Origin of the sequence: Ruegeria arenilitoris, assembly GCF_013030985.1 — a bacterium.
Lineage (GTDB): Bacteria > Pseudomonadota > Alphaproteobacteria > Rhodobacterales > Rhodobacteraceae > Ruegeria > Ruegeria arenilitoris_B.
This window is the reverse complement of sequence record NZ_WPYP01000018.1, coordinates 1-22,770: the sequence shown is the minus strand read 5'-3', so window position 1 is coordinate 22,770 and position 22,770 is coordinate 1. Positions and strand designations below refer to the sequence as shown.

At 54.1% G+C, this 22,770-nt stretch carries 24 protein-coding genes and 1 pseudogene; 4 read left to right on the top strand and 21 right to left on the bottom strand.

All coding sequences use genetic code 11. The annotated features are described in order from the left end of the window. Positions 1-105 precede the first annotated feature (105 nt). Positions 106-252, top strand: a pseudogene (locus GOX88_RS23585) (IS481 family transposase); the annotation flags it as partial. Between the two features lie 327 nt (positions 253-579). Here the strand turns inward: GOX88_RS23585 and GOX88_RS22920 are convergent. The 8 genes from GOX88_RS22920 to GOX88_RS22890 form a co-directional block, all read right to left on the bottom strand. Then, the gene (locus GOX88_RS22920; RefSeq protein WP_170407666.1) at positions 580-1,152 is read right to left on the bottom strand and encodes a hypothetical protein; all 573 of its coding nucleotides are present in this window, start codon (positions 1,150-1,152) and stop codon (positions 580-582) included. Positions 1,153-1,231: 79 nt separating this feature from the next. Next, entirely contained in the window at positions 1,232-1,366 is a 135-nt protein-coding gene (locus tag GOX88_RS23675) for a hypothetical protein (protein ID WP_260026602.1), read from the bottom strand. Positions 1,367-1,531: 165 nt separating this feature from the next. Beyond that, positions 1,532-2,653 (bottom strand): alanine/ornithine racemase family PLP-dependent enzyme, encoded by a 1,122-nt coding sequence (locus GOX88_RS22915; RefSeq protein ID WP_170407663.1) that lies wholly within the window; start codon positions 2,651-2,653, stop codon positions 1,532-1,534. Further along, positions 2,650-3,849 carry a DUF1611 domain-containing protein gene (locus tag GOX88_RS22910; RefSeq protein WP_170407660.1) on the bottom strand — a complete coding sequence of 400 codons (1,200 nt, stop codon included), beginning with the start codon at positions 3,847-3,849 and terminating at the stop codon, positions 2,650-2,652. Before GOX88_RS22910 ends, GOX88_RS22915 begins: the two co-directional genes overlap by 4 nt. A 92-nt stretch (positions 3,850-3,941) precedes the next feature. Continuing rightward, on the bottom strand, positions 3,942-4,796 hold the full coding sequence (locus GOX88_RS22905; protein WP_170329077.1) for a hypothetical protein: 855 nt from the start codon (positions 4,794-4,796) through the stop codon (positions 3,942-3,944). Further along, a complete protein-coding gene (locus GOX88_RS22900; protein WP_170329075.1) occupies positions 4,786-5,139 on the bottom strand; it encodes a hypothetical protein in 354 nt (117 codons plus the stop codon). The genes GOX88_RS22905 and GOX88_RS22900 overlap by 11 nt, the downstream gene beginning before the upstream one ends. Before the next feature lie 3 nt (positions 5,140-5,142). Continuing rightward, positions 5,143-5,451, bottom strand: a complete 309-nt coding sequence (locus tag GOX88_RS22895; protein WP_170329073.1) for a hypothetical protein — start codon at positions 5,449-5,451, stop codon at positions 5,143-5,145. A 447-nt stretch (positions 5,452-5,898) separates the two neighbouring features. Then, positions 5,899-6,651, bottom strand: coding sequence for a Crp/Fnr family transcriptional regulator (locus tag GOX88_RS22890; protein WP_170407657.1), 753 nt, complete (start codon positions 6,649-6,651; stop codon positions 5,899-5,901). Positions 6,652-6,786: 135 nt separating this feature from the next. On the opposite strand from GOX88_RS22890, the gene GOX88_RS22885 reads away from it, so the two are divergent. Next, positions 6,787-7,020 (top strand): hypothetical protein, encoded by a 234-nt coding sequence (locus GOX88_RS22885; RefSeq protein WP_170407655.1) that lies wholly within the window; start codon positions 6,787-6,789, stop codon positions 7,018-7,020. 442 nt (positions 7,021-7,462) lie between these two features. On the opposite strand, the gene GOX88_RS22880 is transcribed toward GOX88_RS22885, so the two are convergent. The 8 genes from GOX88_RS22880 to GOX88_RS22845 all read right to left on the bottom strand — a co-directional run bounded on the left by GOX88_RS22880 (position 7,463) and on the right by GOX88_RS22845 (position 15,939). Continuing rightward, complete coding sequence (locus GOX88_RS22880) at positions 7,463-8,095, bottom strand: tyrosine-type recombinase/integrase (RefSeq protein WP_170407652.1); 633 nt, start codon at positions 8,093-8,095, stop codon at positions 7,463-7,465. Between the two features lie 231 nt (positions 8,096-8,326). Further along, complete coding sequence (locus tag GOX88_RS22875) at positions 8,327-8,737, bottom strand: universal stress protein (protein WP_170407649.1); 411 nt, start codon at positions 8,735-8,737, stop codon at positions 8,327-8,329. A 141-nt stretch (positions 8,738-8,878) separates the two neighbouring features. Beyond that, on the bottom strand, positions 8,879-10,171 hold the full coding sequence (locus tag GOX88_RS22870; protein ID WP_170407646.1) for a TRAP transporter large permease: 1,293 nt from the start codon (positions 10,169-10,171) through the stop codon (positions 8,879-8,881). Then, positions 10,168-10,782, bottom strand: coding sequence for a TRAP transporter small permease (locus GOX88_RS22865; RefSeq protein ID WP_170407643.1), 615 nt, complete (start codon positions 10,780-10,782; stop codon positions 10,168-10,170). Before GOX88_RS22865 ends, GOX88_RS22870 begins: the two co-directional genes overlap by 4 nt. 70 nt (positions 10,783-10,852) lie before the next feature. After that, on the bottom strand, positions 10,853-11,863 hold the full coding sequence (dctP, locus tag GOX88_RS22860) for a TRAP transporter substrate-binding protein DctP (RefSeq protein ID WP_170407640.1): 1,011 nt from the start codon (positions 11,861-11,863) through the stop codon (positions 10,853-10,855). Positions 11,864-11,936: 73 nt separating this feature from the next. After that, positions 11,937-13,046: an alanine dehydrogenase gene (ald, locus tag GOX88_RS22855; RefSeq protein WP_170407637.1), complete on the bottom strand. Its 1,110-nt coding sequence runs from the start codon at positions 13,044-13,046 to the stop codon at positions 11,937-11,939. 25 nt (positions 13,047-13,071) lie between these two features. Further along, positions 13,072-14,583 carry a CoA-acylating methylmalonate-semialdehyde dehydrogenase gene (locus GOX88_RS22850; RefSeq protein ID WP_170407634.1) on the bottom strand — a complete coding sequence of 504 codons (1,512 nt, stop codon included), beginning with the start codon at positions 14,581-14,583 and terminating at the stop codon, positions 13,072-13,074. A 33-nt stretch (positions 14,584-14,616) separates the two neighbouring features. Beyond that, positions 14,617-15,939, bottom strand: a complete 1,323-nt coding sequence (locus tag GOX88_RS22845; RefSeq protein ID WP_170407631.1) for an aspartate aminotransferase family protein — start codon at positions 15,937-15,939, stop codon at positions 14,617-14,619. A 156-nt stretch (positions 15,940-16,095) separates the two neighbouring features. Between GOX88_RS22845 and GOX88_RS22840 the strand changes: the two genes are divergently transcribed. Continuing rightward, on the top strand, positions 16,096-16,650 hold the full coding sequence (locus GOX88_RS22840) for a cupin domain-containing protein (RefSeq protein ID WP_170407628.1): 555 nt from the start codon (positions 16,096-16,098) through the stop codon (positions 16,648-16,650). A gap of 245 nt (positions 16,651-16,895) precedes the next feature. On the opposite strand, the gene GOX88_RS22835 is transcribed toward GOX88_RS22840, so the two are convergent. The 3 genes from GOX88_RS22835 to GOX88_RS22825 form a co-directional block, all read right to left on the bottom strand. Further along, the gene (locus GOX88_RS22835) at positions 16,896-17,597 is read right to left on the bottom strand and encodes an RNA polymerase sigma factor (protein ID WP_170407625.1); all 702 of its coding nucleotides are present in this window, start codon (positions 17,595-17,597) and stop codon (positions 16,896-16,898) included. After that, positions 17,594-18,022 (bottom strand): cupredoxin domain-containing protein, encoded by a 429-nt coding sequence (locus GOX88_RS22830; protein ID WP_254443412.1) that lies wholly within the window; start codon positions 18,020-18,022, stop codon positions 17,594-17,596. Before GOX88_RS22830 ends, GOX88_RS22835 begins: the two co-directional genes overlap by 4 nt. Positions 18,023-18,120: 98 nt before the next feature. Continuing rightward, positions 18,121-18,540: a hypothetical protein gene (locus GOX88_RS22825; protein WP_170407619.1), complete on the bottom strand. Its 420-nt coding sequence runs from the start codon at positions 18,538-18,540 to the stop codon at positions 18,121-18,123. A 350-nt stretch (positions 18,541-18,890) separates the two neighbouring features. Here GOX88_RS22825 and GOX88_RS22820 point away from each other — a divergent pair, with 350 nt between their 5' ends. Beyond that, positions 18,891-19,757 carry a Rossmann-like and DUF2520 domain-containing protein gene (locus tag GOX88_RS22820; protein ID WP_170407616.1) on the top strand — a complete coding sequence of 289 codons (867 nt, stop codon included), beginning with the start codon at positions 18,891-18,893 and terminating at the stop codon, positions 19,755-19,757. Between the two features lie 397 nt (positions 19,758-20,154). Here the strand turns inward: GOX88_RS22820 and GOX88_RS22815 are convergent, their stop codons facing one another. Both GOX88_RS22815 and GOX88_RS22810 read right to left on the bottom strand, forming a co-directional pair. Beyond that, positions 20,155-20,802, bottom strand: coding sequence for a GDSL-type esterase/lipase family protein (locus GOX88_RS22815; protein WP_170407613.1), 648 nt, complete (start codon positions 20,800-20,802; stop codon positions 20,155-20,157). 1,183 nt (positions 20,803-21,985) lie between these two features. After that, positions 21,986-22,770, bottom strand: a 785-nt coding sequence (locus tag GOX88_RS22810) for a calcium-binding protein (RefSeq protein ID WP_302478216.1), incomplete at its 5' end; no start/stop codon positions are given.

Sequence of the window (22,770 nt, the reverse complement as noted above, 5' to 3'; positions counted from 1 at the left end):
GTTGACCGGCCCAATGTACCATAGATGCTGCATTGCATCTGATGGCAGGAGAGAGTCCAACTCGGACATAGCATAATCGTTTTGCGTGCGCTCGCGGCGCAGATTTCGCTGCAAGCCGATCTGGAAGAATGGCTGCACCACTACAACCAAGAGCAAACTCATCAGGGCAAAATGTGTTGCAGAAGAACGCCCTTCCAAACCATGATCGAGAGCAAAGAGATCAGGAAGGAAAAGATCCGGAACCAAACTTAATCTGGCATACACCACGGGAAAAACGGCCAACTGTCAGATCACATCGGAACCACTACATGTCAGTACATCAGCGACGCCGAGCAAACCCAGGGCTTTCCGATACGCCATTTCGCCACGCGTTCAACCCCTTGCAGCGTCGACAAATCCGCTCTCCGAACCCTTCGCTCCAGAATGGAGTTCTGCAACGAAGACACGGGCGTTCTTGCGGCACGTCATTGTGGGCGCGAGCCATGATCGTATCTGCTTCGTTGTCGGAGTCTTCCATCAGTTCTTAGCCTCGATTTCTGTTTTGGTTTATACAGCGACTGGAAAAGAAAGTTCCGAGCCCTAAGCCTTGAGATTGAAGGAACTGCCTGGTTCAGACTGTCCGATGGGACGGCCTGTAATCCGAGGGGTTTTATTAGGACGAACCGGCATTCCTTCGTTCTCAGCAGCTTGGACAGCGAAAGTATACCGAGAACCGTTTCCGCATCCTTGCGGTAGGGCTCGTTGATCTGATGATCTGTCGTCTGCCTCAGAGATGAGCGACTCCGAGTAGAGGTGCCGAAGTTGAGTCTCTGAAACGCCATCCGCTTCCATAATCAATTGCACCATGGGATCGGCCAAAAGTTGGTCGAGCAAGAACTGCGACAACTGCTTTGAAGACAATTTATCCTTTGCGCGGGCTCTCTCCAAATCAGTAAGAGAAACGGTCAAGGTACGCGCCAGACCGGGGTGAGATTTCCGTGGATGCAGAAAGATTAGCACTGATGCTTTCCAGGCTTCTGGATCCAAATAATCTGGTGGTGCGGAAAGCTCAGTTTCTATGTCGTATTCGCCTGCCGGGAGTAATTCGTCGAAGCCAGGGAAAGTAAACGGCCTGGAAAAGACTGCGATTGTCTTGCTGATTAGTTGGTTCATTTGGGTAGTTCTCCTTTGCTGATACCGCTCGCTCGGAGATGTAAACAAGAACAAGCCACCCGCTCCCGGCAGGGTATTATCAGTTTTGAGGTTTAGGCTTTGGTTTTTCGGGGACGGTGTCCTGCCCTTTCGACGTCACTTCTTTTTTTGACGCGTCCGCATCGTTTTCCTTCAGTGCGGCAGCCGCTCTGGTCGTCAGGTCTTTGAAAGACATCATTTTGATCCTTTGATTGTCCGCAACACTCACGAGCCCAGATGGGGTGTGAAAAGTAAATGCGGCTACATCCAATATAGGGATTGGGTGCCTCATTTACTACGTAAAGCCGTAGAATAAGACGGGTGGCTGAAGCAGAACCGAGGCGGCGGCAACCCTGGCGCGCTACTTTCGCTTCGAATATGGGCGATCAGTGTTCGCTGCGGTGCAGTCAACCAATGCGCCATCACCATGGAAGACTTTTGCTACATCGGGTGCAGCCATGCCGCGCGAGAGCGCGCTATAGTTCAATTTCAGCTTCACCTCGCCACCGGGGCGAAGCAGACAATTGGTGTTTTCAACAACGATATGATCACTGGTGGCTCCGACGAACGTGACGCCAGCAGGGAATATTAGACCCGCCGCATCAGTGTCCTGGAGTCCAATCGCAAGGATCGACCGAGTATTCGAAGGACTGTCTAAAGTCACACACTGCATTGAAGGTATAGGATAAATCATTTGCAAGGGATTTGGATTTGATTTGGTCTTCGTTTCGATCACTTCCGCCCAAAGCGTAAAAACATCTGTGTAAAGCCCGTCGATCGCGTACCCCGAAACGGGATCGGTACCCAGCAGGATGGCCTCACCCAGACGCAGGTTGTTGATCTTTCCGGTCGCCCCCTTGCCAAGCGCCCATGGCAAACTGGCAGAGCCGCCGCCTGACACTGTTTCCAGAGCGGGTCCACTTGCAAGTTCGGTGTCGGCGGCAAGCGACGAAAGCAATTCCATTGCTCCTGCAGAGGGTGCCACATGACCCAGACAGGCAAAATTTGCGCCAATCCCCTTCAGAGAAATCCCTTCCATTCTAAGAATTTGAGACACAGTGCTTTCAAGGTGTTCAGGCAAGATGCCATCCCGCATATCCCCCATTTCCACCATCAGGATAATATTGTGAGTAATGTTCTTCCCCAGCGCCTCGATGGCCAGGCTGGCGATAATGTCCATCTCAGTGTTGAAGCTGACATCGCAGTTATCAAGGACTTGCGCGACCTGGCTCAGCATGGGCGTTCGGATCAAGGATATGGAGCACGAGATTCCAGCATCGCGCATACGCATGATATTGCTGATCCGCGCGTCCGCCAGCCCTGTCGCGCCACCTTCAAGCATAGCATTCGCAATCTCAGGATGACCGCAAACGGCTTTTGTCACACCTGTCACCGTAATTCCGCGGGGTCTAAGGTGGTCGACCAGGAACCGTGTGTTGTACCGAATTTTGTCCAGATCAACGTCGATACGCAGCTTGCTCATTCAATCGTCGTAGCACGTACGGGTTGCAAGCGCGGAAAGGCAGATAGAACCATATTCACCAAGTTTTTTGGAGGACGGTTCAATGCGTCAGTGACCGGGAGATACAATTTGCAGTTGTAGTCTGTGATGGCCTTTGAAATCTCAACATCATTCATTCCTTCATGGTTGATCGTCATGCCAATTACCTCTGTGTTCGAAAAAGCCTCGATCAGGGTGATTTCATCGCAAGGGTCGGGCATAGTCATGTTGGGGAAATCACATCGACGTTTTCGTTTAGGCGCGTGTTGAAGAATAACTGCATGTGGCTGACTGCCTCGCAGAATGAAGGCTGATGTGCAAAAAGCCGGATGGCTTAGCGCGCCCTGGCCCTCGATCACTATTACATCCGGGTGCTCACCCTCGGATGCCGCAACGACAGCGCGCTCAAGTTCGCCACAACAAAATTGCGGCGGCACCGAATCCATCGCGACACCATACTTGGCGCCCTGCATCAAACCAGTTTGGCCGGTGCCGACCAAAACTGTTTTGATCCCATGCGCGTTAAGTGCGCCTGTCAGGATTGTCGCTGTTGTACGCTTTCCAATTGCACAATCGGTGCCGAACACCGCGATGCGGATCGCCTGGACGTCTCCAATACTGCCATCTAACAGGCGCAGGTCGGGATTTGGCCGCGGCTTGCGAATGTCGCGTATCGTGACATCGTGAATTTTGGCAAATCCGGCGAGCTCCTTGTCATCGCTAAGAAATTCATGCAGCCCACTGACGATGTTCATTCCGAGCGTTATCGCATCCACAACAACTTCGCGATCCTCAAGGGACATTCTGCCGCTGGCCGGCGCCATTCCGTAAATAAAAGTGTCGGGGATCGTAGCTTCATTAGCGACGGCGGCATCAAGATCATCGAAGATGGGAACCTGATTTGCGATATTATCAAGCACTTTGCCACTGTCACAACCGCCATACGTGCTGTCGATCACCGAAAGAACGCGATAGGCCTGTGAATGTCGAACGAGACCATTAGCCGTCTTGCCATCGATCTTTGCGAAGTTTCCTTCGCAATACACAATTGCAGTCGGTGTATCTGTCACGAGTGTCTTGCGGTGAAGCTCTGGAAAAATTGCTTGTTCAGGCGCCAGCTTTTGCGCATCGCTGGCAATGAACTGCTTGGCATCCGACGCAATGGGTACGGGTTTCATATTTGTTCCTTTTTAGAGTGTGAAACGCGCGTCCTTGGTAAGGACGGGCAAAAATTGTGAAGTTTGGGAAAGTGGGCTTTCTGTCTGAATTCTCACTGGTTCAGAACACACAGCCCTTCTGATCGATGATAGTTTTTGTGGCATTGCCACCCATTGCCGGATCGGTCGATATGGGCATTTGCCGGTAGCTCGATTGCATTGCAGCGATCACCGGACGCCTCGTAGCCACGTTCGCATTTCCATCCAACTCCATGGATCGCGTCATCGTAGAAAGCATTTTCAGGCACAAACACGGCATCGCACCGTCCGTCGCGCTCAAAATACCCACGCTCGCACGTCCAGGGACGCCCGCTGGTTGATGCGTTCAGAAAAGCGTTTTCCGGCACCGCTACTGCCACGCATGCTTCTCCGTCTTTTTCGTAGCCACGGTTGCAACGCCATGCAGATCCATAAGTGCTATTCGTCAGGTAAGCATTATCCGGCACCACGATTTTCTGGCAGCTATCGTCTACTCTTGTGTATCCACGCAGGCACCGCCACCTCTCACCTGATGGATCGAGATATCCACCCTCAGGCACAATCACTTCAGTGCATGAGGTGCCGCCAACTTCAACAAAGCCATGCATACATGCCCACCCTGAGCCATAGGTTCTGTTTGTGGGGTAGGCATTTCCCGGCACGACAATGGCCACGCATTCTTCGCCTTTCAACCGATAGGACAAATCGCATTCCCAACCGTCGCCATACTTTTTGGGATGCGCGTTATCCGGGATCGAATTTGTTTCGGCCGATGCGGGACTTGATGAGATAAAGGAGCCCGCCAAACTGCTGAAGACGACAACAAACAACGCAGCCATTAAGTGAGCGCAAAACCGGTACTGATTTTTTCGATTTGCCCTGATGCAAACGGCGTTGTCCGAATGTTGAGTGATTGAGTTACGATCCATCCAGGTTCAGCCCCTCGATACAGGCCTGCGCCAGGTCTTTGTTAGGAGTTTGGGATCCCGGCACCGTTGCCCAGCCAGCCGCCATGACGGCATCCTTCTGCTTGAAAGAAGAAGCCTCTTTGATCGTCGTTATTTTTTCGGCGCGTTGGGCGTCAGTTCTCGCCATGTCGACGCAGACCGGAACCAACGCAGCGATTACATTGTCGCGGGACATGGCGTTGGCCATCTTGTCCGCGCTACCGCCGGTCATCCATCCACCCCATGAAAATCCAACGACGCCTACGAAAACCCCGCCGATCAGAGCACCGTAGATTCCGGGTTTAAGCCATTCGGGCGTGTTCATAATCTATTCCTCCTGCGGGGAAAGCGCCGCATCGCTGTCATTGTTAGATGTGGCCAAGGTCTGGTCGTGCTTAAGCGCCAGTTCAAAATCTTCTGGGTCAATTGGGCGCATTTCCGTGCGGCCTGGCTTGCTGCCTTTGCCCCGAACTGTCAGGTAGGTTCCGGTTCTGCGATATGCTTCGAAACTCAGGCCCTGCAGTAGCTCTTCTTCGACAACTACTTCATACTCGCCTGCAGGAAGTACATCCGGGTAGCCGGACAAAGAGAACGGATTTGAAAACGTCACCAAAGAACTGGACGATCTTGTGCTCACCTTTGTCCTCCATTTAGTTTGTTGGATCTTCCCCGCGCAGTCTGCCGCGGTACACGCTCGTAAGCGCCGCGGTAGTACTGGCGTTGTAATTTAGAATAATGTGCAAATGGCAGGCGCGCGCTGATCGATGTTAGTCGGCGGCCAATGACCTGAGATTTTATTGGAATCTCAAATGCATTTGGTGCCCGAGGATCAGGCACACTGCCAAAAATTGACTAACCTGCGTCAGTGCAACGATGTTTGGATTCCGGCAACGTGATGTGTGTTGGCGGGATATTTGCTGGCGTGTTCTTAACGAGTAATTGAGAAGCGCAGGAAATCCAGTACCGCAATCGGACTGTATTTATCTTGCGCTTCTTTTTCAGTGAAATCCCAAATCTGCCGAAGCGAATTCCGTCTCTAACAGGCAACGATCATCAAAATCCCGGCATCGCTGTAGGGGTGAACTTATTGCTTCAACAGTGGCCCGGCCTGATCCAGATAAGTGGGGTCAAAACCGGCCAACGTCACCAGTCCTTCATAATCATCAAATACCACTTGCCCGGATTGAAAAGTAACCAGCCCCTTCTCCCGCAGTTGCCGTAGGACACGATTAACATGTACGGCACTCAGTCCCAGTGCATCGGCAAGGTGGTATTGTGTCAGTGGGCAGGCGTATCCCGTCTTGCTTGCCATCCCGACCTGAGTCAGCCTCACACCAAGTTCCAATAGAAAATGCGCCATGCGCTCACCCGCATCTCGCCGTCCTATGTTGACCAGGTGCTCAACCACCATCGCTTCATCTCGAGAGACCGCCCAAAGAATTGCTGTCGCCAGCCGGGGCGTTTGCGCAAATGCTTCCAGGAGATCATCCACTACTACTTCAATGGCTTGGATTTCCATGATTGGTTCTATGCTGTGATCCGAGGTGTGCAGCAGAACGCTTCGCAAGCCCAGAAAGTCACCCGGTATTTGGAAATCGACGATCTGACGCGACCCGTCAGTCTGGGTTTTGTAGGAACAAACCCAGCCCGAGGCCAGAATGTAGGCAGCCTGCTCTGATTGCCCTTGATGCACAAGGTCACGTCCGGCTTCAAAGGTTCTGCGACGCTTGTGCAGGCGTGCCAATACCGCAAGTTCAACCTCAGTCAGAGCGACGAAGTTTGAAAGCTTTCGGGTGAGTGGACTGTTTTTGATAGTGCGCAAGTGTTCTTCCTTCATCGATGAGCAGCCCGCGAAACTATCCGACGCCAAGACTGCTTTCGATCAGTTAAGTATACAGCAATCTATGCCAGTATGATGCAATTCATTGTGGCGCTTCCTTGCTTGGACGCCTGTTAAAAAAGGACGTCTACCATGGCTGACCGGCAAGACCACTCAGGAATGGCCGCACTCTCAATTTGTGAAGCGCTTTTGCTTGCAATCAAAGATCGTGAGCTCCTGCCCGAACATGAAATTGTGGGAGTTCTGCGTGACGCAGCTGCTGCCCACGAAACAGCGGTCGGCAATAACGATGAAAAGGATATGCACCAGGCCGTCGCCCTTCTCATTAACCGGATCATTGCTTCCGGCTATCGGGTTCGTCAGTAGCGTAAAGTCCCGTATCGGAAAAACAAGATTATGCTCGTCAAAAAAGCTTAACAGCAAGAAGACACAAAATTGGCGTCTCGTTTCTAATCAGTTCAAACACGAAGCAAAAACCAATGTTTCAATACTTGCCATATCCCGCGTCTTGCTCGTCCGACCGAGCCGCGGCGAAGGTACGGTTCCCGTTAACGCAAATACAACGGCTGCGAATGACCTGATTGGTGACACTTGCCGCGACGCAACAATAAGTATGCCGCGACCGCGAGCAAGTGCTGCTTTAGCGAAGGCTCCAGATCGAAAGACGGCAAAGTCAGCTTACCGTGAGTTCACCAAAGCCCAGATTTCGCTTGCGCAGCGAACGGCAGGAACGCGGGCAGCAGCCGCAGCATCCGAGGGGTGCACTGGATGTCTCCTTTGGGCCGCCAACGAAAGCGGCCCGTAGTATTCAGATTTCAATGGCCTCTGCTATGGCAAGTGCATCCTCAAGCTCAACACCGAGATACCGAACGGTACTGTCCATCTTTGTATGCCCAAGTAAGAGTTGCACCGCGCGCAGATTGCCCGTCTTTTTGTAAATTTGGGTGACCTTGGTCCGACGCATTGAATGTGTGCCATAAGCGCTTGCTTCCAAACCTATAGACGTTACCCAATCACGTACAATCCGCGCATACTGGCGTGTTGAAATGTGCAAACGCTCATGGAAACGCCCTGGCCAAAGGTATTCGGACCCAACCATGTGCTCGTCTTCCATCCACTTCTCGACAGAGGCCCGAGTTCCTTCAGAAATTTCGAAGCGGACCGGTTTCTGAGTTTTACTTTGCAGGACGGAAGCCCGCTCCTTGATCTGACCAGAGGCCATAATGTCAACGACTTTCATCTTAACCAAATCGCAGCCGCGCAACTTACTGTCGATGGCCATATTGAAGAGAGCGAGGTCGCGATGGTTCTCTGCGAGTTCTAACCTTACTCGAATTGCCCAGACGTGTTTGGGTTTCAACGGTCGTTTCTGACCGACGATGCGTCCCTTGTTCCAAGCTGGGCGAAGTGCGCGAATGGCAGGTAAATTTGGTGTTTCCATAACTGATCCTCCGATCCGCCATGCCCGCCCACAACGACAACCCGACGTTGACGAAAGAGGATATCACAGGATGCCGCGTTGCCGCCGAGGTCGGCTGTGGGCCCTAACTCTCAAATGCCGCAAAGTGAAATTCTTGCAGGTACGCCAAATGCAGACCTTGGTCGCTGTGAGACCTGCTTATCACCGCTGATTTCACAGGGCAAAGTTACTGACATGTTGCAGGCGCCAGCGTCACAGTCGGAGTACATGCACCGAACACTGAGCGTGGCGAACGACAAGAGCGGCGGTCGATCCCAGAAAGAACTCCTTCATCCCAGGTTTATGCGAAGCGAGGACGATACAGTCGATGCCATGTTTGTTTGCGTATTCGGTGATTGCGCGACCTGCGGATTGGCTCTCGAGCAGGATAGACGATACCTCGGTCTCACTTTTTAGGCGCTCGGCCAAGCGCGCCTTTGCTTTTTGGAGAGATTTTTCTGCGATCCCTTCATCCATATAGTACATTATCTGTCTGTTTGGGGGTTCATGGATATGCGCGGCAGTGATTTTTCCACCTTCGGACACAAGAGCATGTGACGCCGCAAGTGCGTGTTCACTGATGCCGTGTTCTAGAGACAGCGCGACTAGGATATTTTTATACACTTCAATCCTCCGTATCTGGGTTTTCAGTTATCTTCTACTAACTGGCCTCTCCCACTTCATCTTCGGGAGGGCGCTCAGGCACCCCAACCGTAAGATTGGGGTGTGTGCTGTTTCGTCCTGGGCTTTTGTGCTTTCCCGTCGCTACCTGCTGAGCAGGAGGTCCGGCAGGAAGAGGGCCAACTCTGGTACGAAAGTTGTCAGCATCAGCGTGGGAAGCCAGGCAAAGACAATGAAGATCAAAGTCGGCCAAAGCATACGAGACACCGGCTCGTCACAGACCTGGGCACCAAGATAGAGCAGTGGTGCAGTTGGTGGCGTGATGTTTGCCATGCCCAGGTTCACGCCAATCACAGCCGCAAAGTGGATAGGATCCATGCCAGTGCTCTGAGCAATGGGCAGCAAGATCGGTGTCGCCAAAAGCAGACCCGAGATGTCATCCATCAGCATCCCGATCAGGATCAACACGATGTTGATCATCAACAGAACCACAATCGGATTTTCAGATACTGAATAGACCATTTGTTTTGCCAGCTGTGGCGCACCTTGCGCAATCAGGTTATCGGATACGATCAGAACCATGAAGATCATGACCATGACTACGCCAATCGTAACGCCCGAGTTTTGGATAGTTTGAGCCAGCGTTTTCCACGTCAGACCACGGTAGAAGTAGATCGCGATCGGGATCGAGTAGACCACGGCGATACCGGCGGCCTCGGTTGGTGTCATGATGCCGCCATAGATTCCACCCAAAATGATAAGAGGCATCATCAGTGCTGGCCCAGCTAGGCGCGCCTGTACACCAAATGTTGGCAGAAACGGCTTGGGACGCTCCGTCAGGTTAATGTCGTCGTATTTCCGCAGCATGAACTGGTTGACCACAATCAGAAGCGTGATCAGGATGAACGCTGGCAGAACCGTAGAAAGAAAGCACTTCAGGACGTGTTGCTGTGCGACCCAGCCATACAGGATCATCGTAGAGCTTGGCGGGATTAAAAGGCCCAGCGGACTTGCAGCCACGATCAGTGCCGCTGATTGCCCGCCTGGATAGTTGGCCTTTTTCAGGTGGGGCATCATGATGCCGCCAATACAGGTCAGCGTGGCATTGGCGCTACCAGAGATGGAGCCAAATACACCGCAGGCCAATACTCCAGCGGCGCTGAGCCCACCTTTGATATGGCCAATGAACATTTCAGCCAACGAGACAAGAGGGGCTGCGATCTTACCCTTTTCCATGATGCCACCAGCGATCATGAAGAGCGGGATCGCCAGAAGCACCAGGGAACGGATGCCCGTAGAGCCGGTCGGCAGATAGCCCGTGATGCCTTGGTCCCCAACAAGGGCGATGAAGATCAGGACCGCTCCGAATGCCACATATACGCTTACACCCAACAGCAGCATAAGGCAGACGATTAGGAGACTTCCTCCGATAATCATTGGGCTTCTCCTTTTTGCATTTCTGATCTCAGGGGCAGACCCAGCCCCTTACGGATATGCACGTACAGATAAGCAGCCGTGAACGTTGCCATGAAGCCAAAGGCTATCATGATAAAAATCCGCCAAGTGACAAACGGAATTCGCAGCACCGGGGTTGCCCGCAACCGTGGGAAAGAGAAGTCATCGAGCAGCGAGACATAACACGCGTACATGAGGAACAGGATCACCAGAACCTCAATCGTCAGGACGACAAAGCCGCGCCACCAGATCAGTCTGGGGTTCTGTATCACGATGCCAAGAATATCTGCGTTGATATGCAGGTTGCGTGCAGAGGCCAAAACAGCGCCTGCAAAAAAGCCGATGATGCTGATGCCCAGAAGCCATTCTTCATAGGCGAAAAGATCGCCCCCAAACCCATACCGGATGACAACAACAGCTCCAAACGTGAATGCCATCAGGAAACCGGAAAACATGACGATCTGTCTCATGACAAACGCGACTGCTTTCAATGGGTACCCGATAACAACTGGCAGCTCGTCGGTGATTTTTTGCGAAGTCTTGTTCTCTGCGCTTTCGACGACCAGTGGACGGTCAGCTTCTGAGCTAGACATCTTTCTCCCTCCCTTTGTTGAGCCAAAGACAAAGAAGGGCCAACTGATGTGCTGGCCCTTCTTTTAGTGTTTATTGTTGTTCTTTGGCTGCCAGCAGCCGGTCGATGATGTCCTGACCGACGTTTTGAGCCATCGAAGGCCAGACCTTCTCCTGGACATGTGCAGCCATTGCAGCCTGCTCTTCGTCGTTCAGGCGCAGGATGGTGTAACCTTTGTCCAGCAGTTTCTGACCGAACACTTCGTCATTCTCGCGGTTGTAAGCAAAGAAGTCTTCTGAGGCTTTGGTCATCGCCGCCTGCAGCACCGCGCGCTGCTCGTCATTCAGCTTGTCGAGCGTCCGTTGCGAGGCGTAAAATGTTGTGAGTTCCGAAATCGAGTTATACTCGACAAAGTGGGTCCCAACATCCGATTTGGCGAAGATGGAATAGGTTGCTGTCTTTGTGCAGCAGATTGCGCCATCGACGATACCGGCCTGAAGTGCCGGGAAGATGTCGCCCCAAGCCATAGTTGTCGCCTGGTAGCCCAGCTCTTCGACCATCGATTTTACAACGCTGGACGACCAAACACGAATGTTCATGCCCTTGTCGTCAAAGTTGCTCCAGTTCTCCGGCTCTTGCGAAGCGACGATACCGATGAACCCTTCAGGGTTCTGCGCCATCACAGTCACACCATATTCGTCGGTGATCTCCTGCAGGATGGTGTTGAACTCGGAATCCATGTTGAGCAGGGTGCTCTGCATGTCATCCCAACCGCCCAACAGGAACGGCATGGACAAAAACTCAAGGCGCGGGTCGGTATCGGCATAGATAAACGCCGAGGCCAGATCGATATTGCCGCGTGCGACATCTTCGAACAGCGCTTCACCAGAACCCAGCTGGTTCGCAGGGAAGACTTCAACCGTAAGGCCAACATCTGCAGCGGCAACATCTGCTGCGACCTGCTCCATCATCTTTGTGCCCTGGTGGTCGATCGGGAACACGCCGGCAAAACGCAGCGTCATGTCTTCCGCAATTGCGACAGTTGACATCAGGGCGCTCAGTGCGCCAGCTGCCATACCTGTGGTAAACTTATTAAAACTCATCGAGTATCTCCTCCTAGTTGACGAGTAACGCCCGCCCGGCAGCATGCCGAAGCGGGCGATAAATTTGCTGGTGTCAGCAAAGTTCCGGGGCGACGAACTTGTATCCGAGATCATCAGCCACAGCCTTGTATGTCACCTTGCCGTGGGCCACGTTCAGGCCGTTCATCAGGTGACGATTATCCGCAAGCGCCCGCTTCCAGCCATTGTTGGCGATCGCCAGAGCGTGCGGCAGCGTGACGTTATTGAGCGCGTAGGTCGAAGTTCGGGCGACTGCGCCCGGCATGTTGGCGACGCAATAATGTACAACATCGTCGACAACATACGTGGGCTCTGCGTGAGTGGTAGCTTTGGACGTTTCAAAGCAGCCGCCCTGATCAATCGCCACGTCCACGACGACCGCACCGGGCTTCATTTTCGAAATCAGGTCGCGCGTGACCAGCTTGGGCGCAGCAGCACCCGGGATCAGAACCGCGCCCACAACCAGATCGGCGTTGGTGACTTCTTCTTCAAGCGCGACCTTGGTCGAATAGACAACCTTGGCCGAAGCTTCGAAATGGTTCTCCAACTTTTCCAGGACCGCCGGATTGCGGTCCAGAATGGTAACATCCGCGTGCAGGCCAACCGCCATTTGAGCTGCGTTGAACCCAACAACACCGCCACCGATTACGACGACCTTGCCGGGCTTCACGCCGGGCACCCCGCCCAGCAACACACCCAGACCGCCCTTGGCCTTCTCCAATGCGCTGGCACCGGCCTGGATCGACATGCGACCGGCAACCTGGCTCATCGGTTTCAGCAAAGGCAGGCCACCATTTTCGTCGGTTACTGTCTCATAGGCGATGCAAACCGCACCCGAGTTCACCAGATCTTTGGTTTGCTCCGGATCGGGTGCCAGATGCAGATAGGTATAGAGGATCTGGCCTTCGCGCAGCATGGCGCGCTCGACAGCCTGCGGTTCCTTCACCTTCACGATCATTTCCGTGTTGGCAAAGATATCGGCCGCGGCTTCGGCAATTTCCGCACCAGCGGCACGATAGGCATCGTCGTCCGCGCCAATGCCAACACCAGCATTGGTCTCCACGATGACGTTGTGACTCTGCGAGACCAGTTCCGCGACGCTTTCCGGGGTCAGACCCACACGGTATTCGTGGTTCTTGATTTCCTTGGGAACACCAATGAACATGTTCTTCACTCCTTGGATCGAATGATCATTTTGCCGTTGGCATGACGAACTCAGCACCTTCCGAGATGCTTTCGGGCCAGCGCTGCATGATGGATTTCTGCTTGGTGTAGAAACGAACACCCTCTTCGCCATAGGCGTGCATGTCGCCGAACAGGCTCTTCTTCCAGCCGCCAAACCCATGCCAGGCCATCGGCACCGGGATCGGCACGTTCACACCGACCATGCCAACCTGAACCTGCTTGCCGAATTCGCGCGCGACGTTGCCGTCACGGGTGAACAGCGACACGCCATTGCCGAACTCGTGGTCGTTGATCAGTTGCAGACCTTCCGCGAAGCTCGAAACGCGTACGCAGGACAGAACCGGGCCAAAGATCTCTTCCTTGTAGATCTTCATGTCCGGGGTGACATTGTCGAATAGGGTGCCACCCAGAAAATAACCTTCCTCGTGCCCTTCGACGCTGTAGTCGCGGCCATCGACCAGCAAGTCAGCACCTTCTTCAACGCCAGAGTCGATGTAACCCTTGATCCGGTCACGCGCAGCGGCGGTGACAATCGGGCCCATCTCTGCGTCCAGCTCAATCCCGTTCTTTACTTTCAGCGTCTCAGCACGCTCCTTCAGAACCGGCATCAGCTTGTCAGCGGCATCGCCAACCAGAAGGGCCACCGAAATCGCCATGCAGCGTTCGCCCGCCGACCCATAGGCCGCTCCGATCAGAGCATCGGCTGCCTTGTTCATGTCGGCGTCCGGCATCACCAGCATGTGGTTTTTTGCGCCACCCAGAGCCTGAACGCGTTTGCCGTGCCGCGCACCAACCTCGTAGATATAGTTGGCAATCGGGGTCGAGCCGACGAAGGAAATGGCCTTAACGTCGTCGTTCTCCAGCAAAGCATCCACGGCGACCTTGTCACCCTGAACGACGTTGAAGACGCCATCGGGGAAACCAGCCTTCTGCATCAGATCCGCATATAGCAGGGATGCGGACGGGTCGGTTGGCGACGGCTTCAGGATAAAGGTATTGCCTGCGGCGACGGCGATCGGGAACATCCACATCGGCACCATGACCGGGAAGTTGAAGGGAGTGATCCCGGCGACAACACCCAACGCCTGACGCGTGGTCCAGTTGTCCATGCCAGTGGAGACTTGCTCCGTGTAGTCGCCCTTGAGGAGTTGCGGAATGCCGCAGGCAAACTCGATGATATCAATACCGCGCTCAACCTCGCCCTGAGCGTCGGTGAAAACCTTGCCGTGCTCAACCGTAATGGCACGAGCGAGCTCGTCCTTGTGTTCACGAACGAGGGCTAGGAAATTGTTCATCAGGCGGGCGCGCCGGATCGGTGGCGTGTTCGACCACTTAGGAAACGCCGCTTTGGCAGCAGCAACCGCGTCGCCAACTGTTTGTACTGTCGCCAGCGACACTTCGCCGGTTTGAGCACCGGTTGCGGGGTTGAAGACCGGTTGAGTGTTTTCGCCGGAACGAACAGTAATTTGGCCATTAATGTAGTGGCCGATCAAAGTGATCGGGGATGCATCTTTCATGATGTCAGTCCTTTTGGGGTTAGCAGTCAGGGGTTATGGCAGGTCAGCCAATACCTCTCCAAGTGTTTGACAGAGTGTCTCTATTTCAGGTTCCGAGATGATAAGCGGCGGCGACAGCGCGATGATGTCGCCGGTGACCCGGATCATGATCCCGGCATCCCAGGCCCGTTTCATCGCATCAAAGCCCCGCGCTCCCGGCGTACCCTCTCGTGGTGCAAGCTCGATTGCGCCCACCAGTCCCAAATTGCGAATGTCGATGACATTTGGCAGGCCTTTGAGGCCGTGAAGCTGATCCTCCCAAGGCCCCGAAAGCAACGCTGCGCGGCGGAACAGATCGTTTTGCTTGTAGCATTCCAACGTAGCCAATGCGGCGGCGCAGGACACAGGATTGGCGGAATAGGTATAGCCATGGAACAACTCAATCGGCGCATCTGCGTTTTCCATCGCCGAGTCATAAATCGCATCGGAAACAACGACAGCCCCCATCGGGATGACACCGTTGGTTAGGCCTTTTGCCGTCGTTATGATGTCCGGCTTAACATCGAAATACTCCGAAGCAGTCGCGGTACCCAAACGACCAAAGGCGGTGATGACCTCGTCGAAAATCAGCAGAATTCCATGGCGGTCACAAATTCCCCGTAACCGCTTCAGGTATCCTTTCGGCGGTAGAAGCACACCGGTGGACCCCGCCATCGGCTCAACGATAACGGCTGCAATGGTCGACGCATCGTGAAGCGCGATCAACCGTTCAAGATCGTCCGCCAGTTCTGCCCCATGTTGCGGGCATCCACGTGAGAATGCGTTTTTCTCCAGATCATGGGTATGGCGCAGGTGATCGACACCGGTGAGAAGCGTGCCAAAATGCATGCGGTTCTTAACAATACCGCCGACCGAGATTCCGCCGAAGCCAGTGCCGTGGTAGCCGCGCTCTCGCCCGATCAAACGGGTGCGGGCCCCGTCACCGCGCATCCGGTGATAATGCAGCGCAATCTTGAGCGCCGTATCAACGGACTCGGAGCCAGAGTTGGTGAAAAAGGTGTGATTCATTCCCTCAGGCATCATCGCGGTCAGCTTTGCCGACAACTCAAACGCCTGAGGGTGGGAGAACTGGAAATTCGGTGCGTAATCCAGCTCGTGCACCTGTTTTTGCACCGCTTCGACGATCAGCGGATCACGATGACCAGCGTTGACGCACCACAGTCCGGCGGTACCATCCATGACCTTTCGACCATCGGAACTGGTGTAATACATCCCGTCGGCCGACTGGATCATTCGGGGCTCGCGAAGGAAATCACGATTGGCTGAAAACGGCATCCAAAACGATGACATTGTGTTGGGTTGATCAAGCACGTTCATTCCTCGTGAGGCAGATTTTCATTTGATGCCAAATCTTTGCAGAGTTCAGACATTCCGCACACCCGGCTTTGTGGGAAAGTGTAAGTTGTTGAAAAACAGACCGTGCTCACATAAAGTGCTTTCGATCAAACGCGAGAAATCATTGAGGTAACGGTTTTGTCATCAGATTTGGAAACGGCTCGTCGCCTAAAACTGATTCGTACCTCAAAGGGTCTCAGCCAGCGTGAGATGGCCAAGCGTGCTGGAGTTGGTAGCGGGACAATTTCTCAAATCGAAAGCGGATCGACCCAACCCTCTGTTGCTTTGCTCAAGAAGATTCTGGCGGGCGTTGATATCAATCTGGGGTTCTTTTTTAGTTTTGAACTCAAAAATGAAGACAGCTTTTACTTTCCCCATGGAACCATGCGCGATCTTGGGTCACCTGGGGTTTCCTATTTGTTGGTTGCAGGTGAGCGCCGAGACAGGAAACTACAGATGCTGATTGAGGAGTACGAAGTAGGTGCTGACTCGGGTCGAGCTGAACTGTCTCACGAAGGTGAGGAATGCGCTGTTGTGATAGAAGGACGGCTGGAAGTCACGGTAGACGGGCAGTCCAGGGTTCTGGGTCCCGGAGACGCTTATTATTTCTCGAGCATACTGCCACACAGGTTTCGGAATGCCGGTGATACGCCCTGCAAAGTCATTAGTGCATGCACTCCTTCGTCGTTCTGACTGAAACACAAGCACTCTTCTGTGAGCGCTTCAATAGTTCGCGGGTTGTTCAAATTCGATAACCAACTCAGAATGCGGAAATGAAATCGACATTCGCGATCAGGAGCCAATTGTCGCCTTTCTCGCGCAATCCCCGACGGCTGGCTTTTTAGATTTTGCGCTTGCAGCGAATGGCCGGAATGCGGGCTGCGGCTGCAGAAATCCAACAGGGTGCTCAAAGTCGGCTATGGGCCGTGTTTTCTCCGTCAAAGTGCGCCGCTTGCATGCAGTCGCGCCACAACGCGATCGGCCATGTTGGCGCAGCGATTGCCGCCGAATGGGAAGATTGCTTCGAACCCGCCCCGAACTCGGTGTTCGATGATGGTGCGCAACCGGCGACGGGCGCGGAATAGGCGTGTTTTTACGGTTATCGGGTTGATCTGAAGCTCGCTTGCAATGGCAAGAATGCTCATATCCTCTGCCTCGCGCAGAAGAAACGGCAGTCTCAGATTTGGCGGCAGCTCGGAAACGGCCGTTTCGAGAATGTCTCTCAGTTGCGCGCGTCCAAGCATTGCATCGGGAAGCTCAGAACATTGCCCTGGGAAAGTTATCACCCTAGGTGAGCTGGACTCGTCCACTGTGTTATACTCTTCAGAAGTACGTGCTCGTCTGCGTTGCATTCGCGCGGTATTGATCACGATCCGGGTGATCCAGGTAGAAAAGCGGGCATTTTCACGAAATCCCTCCAGCCTGCTGAACGCCGAGAGATAAGCCTCCTGCAACGCTTCTTCCGCCTCGGCTTCGCTGTCCACTATACCTCGGGCAACGCGAAACAGGCGGGGGTTCAGGCGGCGGATGAGTTCCCGGACGGCCAGTTCGCTTCCTTCACGCGCAGCCTTTACAAGCTCGGCTTCCGATTTGGCTACATCGTTCGAGGCTTGTTGTCTGAGGCTCATTTGAACTTTCATGATCCGTCTTCCTTGCGAACGGTCCCTTCTGAAAGGATTTTCTGCACCAAGGGCAATGCTTTCAGGACGTCTTCCGACACATCGCTTTTGTCGTTTGAACTTCCCTCCCAGTCGGTGTCGTCTGGTGTTCCAACCACAATGCGACCGACCATCGCCGCCATCTCGTGCGGTAGGCAATAATAGTCATAAACGCCGGGTGCCGTCAGGGTGATTTCAAAATACTCATCCGGAAGCAAAAAGTTGCTGTCCCATGAGTCGGCCTTAGCGGGGATGCGACGCCTTCGATCATGGTTTACCGGATGATAGGCCGTTGCCGTATGGCTGTTGCCGGGATCGCGATTGATGAATCGGATGGTGGTACCCGGAGCCACCGCAGTTCCAATAGGATCATACCAGATGCGCTCACCCCGCGGGCTTCCGCGCATCTCTATCGTAGTGGCAAGGCGCGCGAGCGCGACCCGGGAACCAGCGGCGGTAGCAATTGCACATCCCCCCAGCCAAACGGCATGGCGTCGCGTGCAGATCATTCTGCCAGACGCTCTTTGGCGGTTTCGTCGTGAAAAAGAACGACATGCGCGTGTGGCTTGTCCACCCCGGGATGCCCGGCATTGAAGTATATGTCAGTCGAGCTGACGGTGTGCGATCCGATGTTCAGGCCGTCAAACGATGTACCGTTTTGCAGATCGTCGAGCGGTGTCATGTAAACCGTGGCTGACAATCGACCGTCGCGATCATAGGCGAGGAACGGACCAGCGGGCAGCGTGGCCGGGTCTACAAAAAGTGTTCCCAGACCTGGGATGAACTCGGGTAAGGGGAGAACGTCGCTCACTTTTACATAAGGATCTCCGGCGGGGGCATTCGCGAGGGCTTGCTCATCATGCGCTTTGGCGGCTGGCACAGCAGCGACGATAAATCCGGCAACAATTGCTGTTTTTCTAAGCATGGTTGGGTCCTCTCCAGGTTTGTCTTCAGATGCGCATTTGTGCGCACCTGGTTCTTTGGATGCAGGACGGGCGGAAAGGTTCCCGAAAATCAACGAAATCTCGCAAAAAGATCGTAATGCGCTGAAGGCCAGCTTTGTTAGCGATGTATGAATTCAATTGCTTCCAGATTTTGCTCTCGCGGCGAATGTCCGGAAAGCAGGCTGCATCTGCAAAATTGCGGGGTACATCCAGAGTCGCCTTTGGGCCGCTCCGGTTGATTGTTGCCTTGGAAAAATTGGTATTGATGAAATGGTCTGTCGCTTAGCATGTTCCCTAAGGAAGTATGAGCGTATAGGTCGGAGGCCATTGAATGGCAAAAATCAGAGTAAATTTTGTCGGTGCCGGTCGCGTGGGTCAAACCATCCTCGGCCTTTTGCGACACTCATCCAAGTATTCGGTTCAAGACATAGTGAGTTCTCGGTTTAGATCAGCGGAAAACGCCGCCCAATTTGCGGGAACGGGCAGAGCAGTGGAGAAATACGCGGACCTAGCGCCGGCCGACTTGTGGATTTTGGCGGTGCCGGATTCTCAGATTTCAATTGCAGCAACCGAACTCGCAAAAGTTGTTGGTCAACACGATGCCAATGAACCGCCTCCAGTTGCGTTTCACTGCAGTGGTTTCTTTCCGGCAGACAAAATGGCGCCACTTAAGAAGTTAGCTTGGCGACTGGCCAGCGTGCACCCGGTACTTACGTTCGCAGAGCCGGCAATCGCGATCCAGCAATTCGAGGGAACGCTTTGTGGCATTGAGGGCGACGACTCTGCCTTGGATATTATCAAAGGCTTTCTGGCCGAGATTGGTGGAATCCCATTTCAGATCAAATCCGATAGCAAAAGCCTTTATCATGCGGCCGCCGTGATTTCGAATAACTTCACTGTGGTTTTGCAGGCGATCGCGCGTGAGGCTTGGGTTACCGCAGGAGTGCCTGATGACATTGCAAAGCAACTGAACACCACACTGCTTCAAGCCACCTGTGAGAATGTTGCCGCCTATGGACCACTGGGAGCGCTTACGGGACCTGCATCACGAGGCGACACCTTTGTCGTCTCGCAACAAGGGAAAGATATAGCCGCTTGGCACCCCGCTGCAGGAATCATCTACAAAGAGCTGAGTTTGCTCGCTCAGAAATTGAAGGCCGACGGTAAGACACAGGATTGGTTGGGTCCCGAAGCCTAGTCTGACCTACAATTCAAATGTGAATTTGTAATTTCTTGGGGCCTCTTATTTCGCGCTTGCGGCGAGCGGCAGGTTCGACGGGCGCACTGCGACATCTTGATGTCAGCTCATCAGTCCGGAATGGGCCGTCCTTGCCACGGTCCAAGGTCGGTCCGCGAAAGACAGAGCGTGCGAGGTAGACAACCCTACGCTTTGAACGCGGTCCGCCAACCCTCACCTGCGGTGTGGGAAGACAGCATAATCCAGGCGCCGGCTTTGCGCAGAGCCTGCTCTGGTACGGCTAACACCACGGCGGTTGCGCACCTTGATGAAGCATTCAGTATGGGTGCACGCAGCGCCTTCTCTATGTGGCGGAAGCTTTTGGCGCGACTAGAATTGCCTGAACGATCGTTGGCGCTCAAGATCGGTCAGAAAACCAGTCGGACCAATGCTCCCAGCGGTCCACTATGTCCGCCATGATGGCGTATCCTGATCCGTCGCAATGCATACGATCTCCACGCGTCAGGCTGTCCATATAGCGGTCATTGGCGAGCAACGGCGTTTGAATGTCAAGATAAGGTACATTCAATTGTTCAGCCAACTCCCGGTAGCGCCGATTCAGTGCGACCGCGGATTCCTGGCTGAAGACAATCTCCATATCGGTACTTGGCCGCATGGGCGAGCAAGCAACGTTTGCCGGAGGAACACCAACCCAGAGAGTCGGATACAGACCAGAAACCTCACGAACGATGGCCTCTGCGTTGGCGATCGATACGTCTTCCTCAACGCGCCGTCCAGATCCCGTCAACTCCGCGACATCGTTAATCCCGAACTGTAATACCACCCGATTGTCGGCGCCTTCAGGAAACCGTGCCGTCGCCTCCCGCTTCCAGCGGCCCCGGATCTCATCGGTGGTCGCCCCACGAATGCCGAGATCATAGAATGTAAGTCGAAAGCTGCGATCGAAACGCCCTTGGCAAAGCCGCCCGATCCAACCCAGGCAGTCTTCGTCGCCGGAGCCGTTAACATAGCTGTCGCCGATGAAGCAGACGCGTAAGTCCCGCAAGGATTGTGCCTCAGGATTTTGATTGCAATTGCAGATGGCAGTCCTGTGCCAGACTGCCCGGCCCGAAAGCGTTTTTCAAGGGCCAAGCGCTGGCGCGACCTATATTCGAGGTTTGGTCAACAGGCCCTACCTGCAACTGAGTTGCAACCAACACCTGAGTCTGTGACCGACCTCACGAAAGGTGCCGAGTTGCCCCTGATCCGTCTCTCGCGACCCGGGGCAGGGGCTTTGGGTCATGGTCGATCTATGCTGTGGTGATCTACCCATTCGGGTGATGATCTCTTTTGCGTTCCAGCAGGATCGAAGATCCTTTGGCATCTTTGCCCATGTCAGGCGGGATTTGGACAAGCCAAACGCCGCCTTCCGGCAAGGGGAAGGCGCGGCCTCCCCCCTCGGACAAGACAAATAGACAAGACCGTGTCCTTGCGCAGGGCGCTGTGGGCCGCACCACTCTTGTCGATTTGTCCTGTCTCGCCCCTCTCCGCGTTCGCCACGGGGCAGGTTTTAGAGACGACGCGCTTTCAGGGCTCGGCTCAAAACCTGCACCAAAGGGGATCAGCCCCGGAGGTCCCACCACAAAAGGAGAGACGGTTTTGAACACCGAAGCGACAAATAATATCGAAAATGACACCAGCCTTCAGGCGGCAGAGATTGCGGCCCAGAATGACCTGTTTCGGAAAGCCCTGATCGATCCGAATGCAGCAATTGAGATGCACTCCAATGGGCATTCAGGGTCAGGTTTTCGTCACGCCCGGCGTGTCAGGTGAAAGCGTGGACTTCCAAGTAACGGTTGTTGGGCAACGCAAGTCACGTAGGGCCAAGCTGACGTTCCTGCAGCTTGCGGAGAATGGCGGGAAGGAGCCCATAGAGGAAGTGTCTAATTCTCGCTGCGCGTGCTCGCAGCACGATTTTTGCTGCAGCTGCGTATAATTTGGTGCTGCAAGGCCGTGTAAACGCGGACTCTAAGGGGCGCACCTCAAGGCCGCTCCCAAGCGATTTGTGAAATCGTAGGCGAGGGAAAGATATCAGGATCGCCGTACAGCGTTTTTAACGGTGGTTTTAACGCAGGTAACGGAATTTCGGGTGCCACGGATAGCGGCAAGGTGGTTTGTGGGGCTGTAGGAGGCTTAAATCAAGTTATCCTTGGGCAGTGCAATTGGTCACCGCCCAGGGGTAGAGATTTTTATACGAACGAGAATTGATCTTCTGTCAGCGATGCTACAGCAATGCCATCGAGTTCAACCGAGCCGTTGTCCCATTCGACTAGTGTGCCGGATCCAGTGTCAACGAATGTAAGATCTGCGTAGGAGCTTCCAGCAAGTTGAATTTGGTCTGAATTCAACTCAAAATCGGTGATCCGATCAGCACCACTGGCCGTCTGGGTATCAAATACGAACTCATCAGCGCCAGCTCCGCCAGTCAGAACGTCATCCCCAGCACCGCCAGAAAGCACGTCGTCTGTTGAAAAGCCGACAATGGTGTCATCACCGGAGCCACCCAATAGGGACTTCGCGGCGATCCCGGCCAGATCTAGTACGGTACCGTCCGCAAACTCAATCTGCTCCATCTGTTCCTTGGAATTGTCGAAGTGGTCGGTGATTGTAACCGTTTCGCCATTGCTCAGCGTAATCACCAGATCCTTACCGCCATTCTGCGAAAAGGTCACGTCATCGGCATTCACATCCGTGAAGACCAAGCGGTCGGTCCCGTAGGAACTGTTATCGTTGATCGTGTCGCTGCCATTGCCAAGACTGTAGATGTAGGTATCCGCGCCAGCACCCCCGATCAGTGTGTCGTTGCCGACCCCGCCGTGGAACGTGTCAGCGCCATTGCTGCCGCGCACCACATCGTCGCCGTCCCCATTCTGATCGCTGATCGTTTTTGCGGCGATCCCGGCCAAATCGAGCACGGTACCGTCAGCAAACTCGATCAACTCCATATCTTCCCAACCATTGTCGAAATGGTCGG

What these genes read in the sequence shown, in the direction of transcription:
- GOX88_RS22850 (WP_170407634.1), bottom strand. Translation starts at nt 14,583, where the DNA reads ATGAAAGATGCATCCCCGATCACTTTGATCGGCCACTACATTAATGGC.
- GOX88_RS22830 (WP_254443412.1), bottom strand. Translation starts at nt 18,022, where the DNA reads ATGCGCGGAAGCCCGCGGGGTGAGCGCATCTGGTATGATCCTATTGGA.
- GOX88_RS22865 (WP_170407643.1), bottom strand. Translation starts at nt 10,782, where the DNA reads ATGTCTAGCTCAGAAGCTGACCGTCCACTGGTCGTCGAAAGCGCAGAG.
- GOX88_RS22890 (WP_170407657.1), bottom strand. Translation starts at nt 6,651, where the DNA reads ATGAAGGAAGAACACTTGCGCACTATCAAAAACAGTCCACTCACCCGA.
- GOX88_RS23675 (WP_260026602.1), bottom strand. Translation starts at nt 1,366, where the DNA reads ATGTCTTTCAAAGACCTGACGACCAGAGCGGCTGCCGCACTGAAGGAA.
- GOX88_RS22820 (WP_170407616.1), top strand. Translation starts at nt 18,891, where the DNA reads ATGGCAAAAATCAGAGTAAATTTTGTCGGTGCCGGTCGCGTGGGTCAA.
- GOX88_RS22920 (WP_170407666.1), bottom strand. Translation starts at nt 1,152, where the DNA reads ATGAACCAACTAATCAGCAAGACAATCGCAGTCTTTTCCAGGCCGTTT.
- GOX88_RS22905 (WP_170329077.1), bottom strand. Translation starts at nt 4,796, where the DNA reads ATGGATCGTAACTCAATCACTCAACATTCGGACAACGCCGTTTGCATC.
- GOX88_RS22915 (WP_170407663.1), bottom strand. Translation starts at nt 2,653, where the DNA reads ATGAGCAAGCTGCGTATCGACGTTGATCTGGACAAAATTCGGTACAAC.
- GOX88_RS22870 (WP_170407646.1), bottom strand. Translation starts at nt 10,171, where the DNA reads ATGATTATCGGAGGAAGTCTCCTAATCGTCTGCCTTATGCTGCTGTTG.
- dctP (WP_170407640.1), bottom strand. Translation starts at nt 11,863, where the DNA reads ATGAGTTTTAATAAGTTTACCACAGGTATGGCAGCTGGCGCACTGAGC.
- GOX88_RS22845 (WP_170407631.1), bottom strand. Translation starts at nt 15,939, where the DNA reads ATGAACGTGCTTGATCAACCCAACACAATGTCATCGTTTTGGATGCCG.
- GOX88_RS22900 (WP_170329075.1), bottom strand. Translation starts at nt 5,139, where the DNA reads ATGAACACGCCCGAATGGCTTAAACCCGGAATCTACGGTGCTCTGATC.
- GOX88_RS22825 (WP_170407619.1), bottom strand. Translation starts at nt 18,540, where the DNA reads ATGCTTAGAAAAACAGCAATTGTTGCCGGATTTATCGTCGCTGCTGTG.
- GOX88_RS22885 (WP_170407655.1), top strand. Translation starts at nt 6,787, where the DNA reads ATGGCTGACCGGCAAGACCACTCAGGAATGGCCGCACTCTCAATTTGT.
- GOX88_RS22835 (WP_170407625.1), bottom strand. Translation starts at nt 17,597, where the DNA reads ATGAAAGTTCAAATGAGCCTCAGACAACAAGCCTCGAACGATGTAGCC.
- ald (WP_170407637.1), bottom strand. Translation starts at nt 13,046, where the DNA reads ATGTTCATTGGTGTTCCCAAGGAAATCAAGAACCACGAATACCGTGTG.
- GOX88_RS22880 (WP_170407652.1), bottom strand. Translation starts at nt 8,095, where the DNA reads ATGGAAACACCAAATTTACCTGCCATTCGCGCACTTCGCCCAGCTTGG.
- GOX88_RS22910 (WP_170407660.1), bottom strand. Translation starts at nt 3,849, where the DNA reads ATGAAACCCGTACCCATTGCGTCGGATGCCAAGCAGTTCATTGCCAGC.